At 40.4% G+C, this 5,032-nt stretch carries 3 protein-coding genes; all 3 read right to left on the bottom strand.

The features are described from left to right. Window positions 1–296, bottom strand: a 296-nt coding sequence (locus L641_RS0107390; RefSeq protein ID WP_029750350.1) for a transposase, incomplete at its 3' end; no start/stop codon positions are given. Between the two features lie 345 nt (window positions 297–641). Further along, a complete protein-coding gene (locus L641_RS0107395) occupies window positions 642–3,842 on the bottom strand; it encodes a CusA/CzcA family heavy metal efflux RND transporter (protein WP_004588883.1) in 3,201 nt (1,066 codons plus the stop codon). An 11-nt stretch (window positions 3,843–3,853) separates the two neighbouring features. Next, window positions 3,854–5,032, bottom strand: a 1,179-nt coding sequence (locus L641_RS0107400) for an efflux RND transporter periplasmic adaptor subunit (protein ID WP_024601567.1), incomplete at its 5' end; no start/stop codon positions are given.

A 5,032-nucleotide genomic window follows, 5' to 3' on the forward strand; every position in this document is an offset into this window, starting at 1 on the left:
TTACCAAGTAGCCACATCAGTTCAATATTGCGTTGGCATTCGGTTTCTAATCGGCGGGATGATTGAATACGGTTGAGGTAACCATAAAGATACAGTTTTAATAATGTGGCTGGATGATACTTAGGGCGGCCTGTGGACTTTAAAGTTAATCCTTTAAACCCCAATTCAGCTAGATTTAGTTCCTCAATGAAAACATCAATCACTCTGACCGTATTATCTTCACTGACGTAATCTTCCAACGATTCTGGAAATAACGTTGATTGGTCACGACTTTCACCGCTTATAAACTTTGACATACTGCCTCAACCCTCAACTGAATCAATAGTCTAATTATATAAATATCAGTATATTAAGTGAACTAAATGTATAGATTAATAGATCATAAGCAGAACATACTTAGACCAAAAGGTGATCAGAGTTTTCACACAGTCTGTGCCATAATCCGACCTTGAGACACATAGAGATTAAGACTGCAAAGATACGAAAGCGGAAGTTAGCTTTGGCCTGTTTAACGACAAATATTCCGACAAAGCAGTCATGACTATTAGTTTATTGTTAAATCTAATCTTTCTTTTCGTTCATCTACTCAATAACCCCACGCTAAACGTGACTTTAGCGTGGGGTTAGAGTTCACAGTAATTTTATCTGGATAGCTCTTTTATTTTTTTCTCTGAAAACCAGCGATATAAAACAGGTAAAACAAATAATGTTAACAGTGTTGCAGTTACCAAGCCGCCAACAATAACACTCGCTAATGGGCGCTGTATTTCTGCACCAACACCATTAGACATTAACATCGGTATCAAACCTAAAGCTGATGTTATAGCAGTCATAAGTACAGGTCTTAATCTTGAAGTAGCGCCTTCAAAAACGGCTTTAGATGCTTCTAGACCGTCTTTAATACGTTGGTTGATACTTTCTACCATAACGACCCCATTCAATACCGCTACACCAAATAAGGTAATAAAGCCAACGGAGCTTGGTACAGACAAGTATTGTCCAGATAAATATAAGGAGAAAACTCCGCCAATTACAGCAAGCGGCACGTTGACCAATATCAGCATAGCTTGACCAACAGAACCAAAGGCAAAGTAAAGTAGTAGTGCGATTAGTGCTAACGATAAAGGTACAACTATAGCTAACCTATTTTGAGCACGTTTTTGACTTTCGAACTGGCCGCCAATCGAAACAGAATAACCTGAAGGTAAGTCAACCTTTTCAGCAATTACCGTTCTGATATCGGCAACCACGCTTCCCATATCTCGATTTTGTACATTTGCTTGGATAACGACTCTTCGTTGTACATCATCGCGTCTAACTTGTGGTGGGCCTGACTCAAATGAGACTGAGGCTACGTCACCCAGCCGCACCCAAGCACCAGTAGGTGATTGAAGCCGAATATCAGCAATAGCTTCTTTGTTACTTCGGTACTCTTCCTCTATGCGAACGTAAATATCATAACGTTCATTACCATTGATTATTTGTCCGGCTTCAACACCACCAATACCATCACGCACAACCTCCATTATGTCACTCACAGACAATCCAAAGCGTGATAGTTCTTGCCTGTTAGGACTTATCACCAATTGCGCTTCACCAGCAATTTGCTCCAATGCAACATCCCTTGCACCTTCAATGTTTTTAATTGCTGTTTCTATTTCTTGACCTTTAGCCGCCAGTACCTCAAGTTCAGGCCCAAACAACTTTATCGCCAACTGAGCCTTAACACCAGATAGTAGCTCATCGACACGAGTCGCAATAGGTTGAGAAAAGTTGAGTAGCAACCCAGGGAATTCTTCTAAAGATCTCTCCATTTTTCCTTGAAGTTCATATCGATTAGATGCACTGGTCCACTCAGAAACAGGCTTCAACCCTATGTAAATTTCGATGTTATTCACAGGCTCTGGGTCTCCACCTATTTCTGCTCGACCAATTCGGCTTAATGCATAGGTTACTTCAGGGAAAGCCATTAGTTTTTCTTCTAGAATTGGTGCCACAGTGAGCGCGGTATCTAAACTGGAAGAAGGTGCAAGCGTTGCTCTTAAGTTTATCGTCCCTTCTTCTAACTCAGGTACAAATTCAGTACCAATTAATGGAACTAATGCAAAGGCAGAGAAAACTAATATAAGTGCGGCTGAAATGACTAATTTGGTGCGTTTTAGTGCGAATGTAAGCCCTTTTCTGTAGAGTTTGTCTAATGGCCTAAGAACAAAGCTTTCCCTCTCTTTTACACCTGACTTAAATAAATAAGTAGCTAAAGCGGGTACAACAAACAACGCAACCACAATAGCAGATATAACAGCTAAAATGATGCTTATTGCCATAGGTTGAAATAACTTTGCCTCAACACCTTCAAAGCTAAATAAAGGCGTAAATACGACTAAAATAATAGAAGCTGCAAAAAATACGGGACGAGCCACTTCTTTACCCGCATTTTGAAGACGTAACTTAATACCATGCTCATCTTGTTCTACATCATGTGGATCAGTATCAGCACTAGGCACTCTTTCTTTTACAGTTTTTAAATGGGTAGAGTCTGGTCTATTTAAATGCTTAAACATGTTTTCAACCATCACGACTGAACCATCAACTAGCATACCAATGGCTACGGCAATGCCACCCAATGACATAAGGTTTGCAGAAATGCCCCACCAAGCCATGATCATTAACGCGATACCAATTGAAATTGGAATAGATATTAGGACAAGGAAGGTTGCACGTATATTCATTAAAAATAGTGCTAATACAATACAGATGAAAATAAATGCTAGTAATAGTGCATCAACTACTGTATCAACGGCTTTTTCAATCAAATCAGCCTGATCATAAAATGGTTCAAAGCGAACACCTTTAGGCAATGCTTGATTAATTAATGGGATTCTTGCATTGATACCATCAATGGTGGCTTTAGTATTAGACCCCATGCGTTTTAAGACAATGCCAGAGACAACTTCACCTAAATTTTCGACTTTACCGTCTTCGGTTTTGCGCGTCATTGTGACAGCACCTTGACGAATTTCACTGCCCATTTCAACTTTAGCAATATCCGAAACCGTCACAACTGTCCCATCAACTGTTTTGACGGGAACTTGTTTGATATTACTAATACCAGCGTCACCACTTTCAAACCAACCTGCACCTCTAATAACAAGCTGCTCTTGCCCACGGTTCATATACCATCCGCCAACATTGGCATTGTTGTTATCTAGGGCACCAACAACGTCTTCTTGCGTTAGGTTATAAGAAAGAAGCTTAGATGGATCTACATTTACTTGGTACTGCCTAACAATACCTCCAAAGGAGAGTACATCAGTAACACCATCGACAGGCATAACGAGTAATTTTACTACCCAATCATTGAGACTCCTGAGTGCCATAGCATCATAGCCTGCATCTTTATCTGAAATAAGAAGGTACTGAAATACTTGGCCTAGCCCTGAGGTGTTTGGCCCCATTTCGGGTGTGCCGACACCTTCTGGTATCAGTTCTTTTGCGGCTTGAAGACGCTCAAATACAAGTTGTCTTGCAAAGTAAATGTCGGTGCCTTCTTTGAAAACAACCGTGACGCCAGACAAGCCTGTTTTAGAAATTGAGCGCACTTGTTCTACATCAGGTAAGGCATACATGACCGCTTCAATGGGGTACGTAATGAGTTGTTCAACTTCTTCAGCAGCTAGTCCTGGCGCTTCAGTATTTACAGCAACTTGAACATTAGTAACATCAGGAAAGGCATCTAAATTTAGTTTTGGTATAACCATAATTGCGCCGACAATTGTGGCAAACAGCGCAATCAAAATCAGGAGTCTATTATTAACAGACCAATCTATTATTTTATTAAACATAGTCTTGCTCCTTAGTGGTTATGCGGATCAAATCCGCCTTTAGCGATTTCAGAAGCAACAAAAAATGCGCCTTTGGTTACAATTCGCGTCCCACTATCAAGGCCAATGATTTCCCTAAAATCACCTAAGGCTCGGCCTAGTTCTACTTCTACAGCTTTAAATTCTCCAGGGTGGTCTTCGACAAATACGGTCCAATCACCATCTGCGCTGCGGATCAATGCTTCTTCTGGCACAGCCATCACTTTCTGCTTTGTGGCAAACTGAAAGTAAACTTTTACAAACATACCTGAATGAAGGTTATCATCAGCATTCTGTACCCCCAATCTAATAATTCTTGTACGAGTTACGGGATCAATTGTATGGGCTTCTTGGATAACTTTGGCATTGTAACTCTGGCCTTCTAATTTAAGTACCGCAGGAGAATCAATTGATAAATTTAGCTTTTTATTTGGAGAAACTTTTGCTTCAACCCATAGTTGTTTTTCATCAGCTAACAACATGACTGAATCCCCAGCATCAACACGTTGCCCTTGGATAAAGTCGTCTTGAAGCACGACACCTTCACGGTGCGCCGTTAATGCATATTGCCCAAATGCTTTAATGTCTTTGTTAGAAATACCATTTATTGCTTTTTCAGTTAACCCTAAAGCAATGAGCTTGCCATAGCTCGCATTGTATGTTGTTTCAGCTTGTAATAATCGACTTTCACTCACCGTCTTATTACCCAGCTTTTTTACACGTTGCCATTCGGTTGAAGCGATTAAATAGTCAGCTTGTGCTTGTGCCATTGCTTCACTAAATAATGTAACTAACTTCTGACCTATTTCTACATACTCGCCAAGCGCTGCATGGCGACTGATAATGACTGACTCTGTACGTGGTGATACCACATAACTTTTATAGCCATTAGCTTTTATTTCGCCAGGTGCATATACGGAGCTAAATTGATATTCAGGCTTAACACTTTCCACTTTAATGTTAGCAAGCGACATCTTCTTTGGATCAATAGTGATACCTTCTTCATGTCCTTCTTCTCCCTCTTTATTACCACCTTCATGGCCGTGCTCGTCATGGTCACCTTTATCTTCTTCATGTCCCTTTTCGTGTTCATGCTCATCTTGATGTTCTTTTTCTTCTTGTTTCGAAACGTTTGTGACAGAACCAGTTCCATCTGACGACTGTGCAAAAGC

Source organism: Pseudoalteromonas sp. TB41, from assembly GCF_000497975.1.
Lineage (GTDB): Bacteria > Pseudomonadota > Gammaproteobacteria > Enterobacterales > Alteromonadaceae > Pseudoalteromonas > Pseudoalteromonas tetraodonis.